Genomic DNA, 1574 nt, shown 5'->3' with positions numbered 1-1574 from the left:
CCGAGGTCCCGGCCGACGTGGAGACGCTGCTCGCGGTGGAGGAGAAGGCCGGGCGGACGGATCCGTACCGCGGGGTGGCGGCGCTGCTGCACCTGTGCGGCGTACGGGGCTGACCGCCGGCTCCGGCGGGGTGGGCGGGGGCCGTCCGCCGGCCCCCGCCCCCGGGCTCACGCCTCGGTCGCGTGCAGGCTCATCGGCCCGTAGATCTCCGTGGCGTCCTCGAACAGCCGCACCTGGTCGGCACCGCCTTCCAGCAGGGCCTTCCAGTGCTCCCCGATCCAGGACTCGGCGTCCCCCTGAGTGGGGAACTCCTCCGGCGGCACCGCGGGCTCGACCTCCGTCCCGTCGGTCTTCTCGAACCGCCACGTCCATGCCGCCATGTACGCCTCCCATGTGTGTGAGCACACTGCACAGCGAAAGCCGGATCTTGGTCCGGCTCCTGACCCGAGCCTATGCGCTCCGCTGGGTTCGGCGTTATAGGCCTTGCGGGAGTGCGGGTGGCTGGGCGCGTGCGGGTCGTGTGGGGCTGGTCGCGCAGTTCCCCGCGCCCCTACAGGGACGTCTCCAGCACGCATGACACGTGGTGGCGGGTGAGAATCGGGGCGTGGAACTGACTCTCCTCGGCACCGGCGCCCCCGCGGGACTCCCCCGCCCCGACTGTCCCTGCGCGGCCTGTGCGGCCGCCCTCGGCCCGGACGCGCGGGCGGCCACCGCGCTGCTCCTGGACGGGGCGCTGCTGCTCGACCTGACGCCCGGGGCCGCGTTCGCGGCGGCGCGGGCGGGCCGTTCCCTGACCGGCGTACGGCAGGTGCTGCTGTCGCATCCGCACGACGGGCCCGCGGTCGAGGTGCCGGCCGGGCTGCCGCAACCCGGACGGGTGCCGGACGGACGGGAGTTGACGCTGCTGACGGGGCACCGGGTGCGGGCGGTGGCGATGGACGCCCCGGGTACGGGGTACGCGGTGACCGGGCCGGACGGGCAGCGGCTGCTGTACCTGCCGCCGGGCGGGGCGCCGGCGGGGCTCGAGGAGCCGGCCGAGTCGTACGACATGGTGCTCGCGGACGTCGTGGGGCGGCCGGACGCGCTGGCGAAGCTGCGGGCGGTGGGTTCGGTGGGGCCGACGACCGATGTGATCGCCGTCCATCTGGACCATGACGTGCCGCCGGGGCCGGAGCTCGGGCGGCGGCTCGCGGCGGCCGGGGCGCGGGCCGTGCCGGACGGGGCGACGCTGACGGTGGGGGTGTACGAGGACGTGCCGGACGTGCCGCGGCGGACGCTGGTGCTGGGCGGGGCGCGATCGGGCAAGTCGGTGGAGGCCGAGCGGAGGCTGGAGGCCTTTCCGGACGTGCTGTACGTGGCGACGGGCGGGTCGCGCAACGGGGACACCGAGTGGTCGGCGCGGGTGTCCGCGCATCGGGAGCGGCGGCCGGGGTCGTGGCAGACGGTCGAGACGTGCGATCTGGTGCCGCTGCTGGAGGCGGAGGGGCCGCCGTTGCTCATCGACTGTCTGTCGTTGTGGCTGACGGATGCGATGGATGCCGCGGGGGCGTGGGACGACGCGGTGTGGGCGGAGC

2 protein-coding genes and 1 pseudogene are annotated in these 1574 nt (G+C 75.3%); 2 read left to right on the top strand and 1 reads right to left on the bottom strand.

The features are described 5' to 3' along the window. A pseudogene (locus tag CA983_RS45635) lies at positions 1-113 on the top strand (SAM-dependent methyltransferase); the annotation flags it as partial. A 54-nt stretch (positions 114-167) separates the two neighbouring features. Here the strand turns inward: CA983_RS45635 and CA983_RS43445 are convergent. Further along, the gene (locus tag CA983_RS43445) at positions 168-380 is read right to left on the bottom strand and encodes a hypothetical protein (RefSeq protein WP_086606086.1); all 213 of its coding nucleotides are present in this window, start codon (positions 378-380) and stop codon (positions 168-170) included. Positions 381-604: 224 nt separating this feature from the next. Here CA983_RS43445 and CA983_RS43440 point away from each other — a divergent pair. After that, the coding region (locus CA983_RS43440; RefSeq protein ID WP_086606085.1) for a bifunctional adenosylcobinamide kinase/adenosylcobinamide-phosphate guanylyltransferase at positions 605-1574 on the top strand (970 nt) is incomplete at its 3' end.

It is taken from the genome of Streptomyces swartbergensis, from assembly GCF_002148965.1.
Classification (GTDB): domain Bacteria; phylum Actinomycetota; class Actinomycetes; order Streptomycetales; family Streptomycetaceae; genus Streptomyces; species Streptomyces swartbergensis.
This window is presented reverse-complemented; position numbering and strand designations above follow the sequence as displayed.

Coding starts and splice junctions, on each gene's coding strand:
- CA983_RS43445 (WP_086606086.1), bottom strand. CDS start 380: ATGGCGGCATGGACGTGGCGGTTCGAGAAGACCGACGGGACGGAGGTC.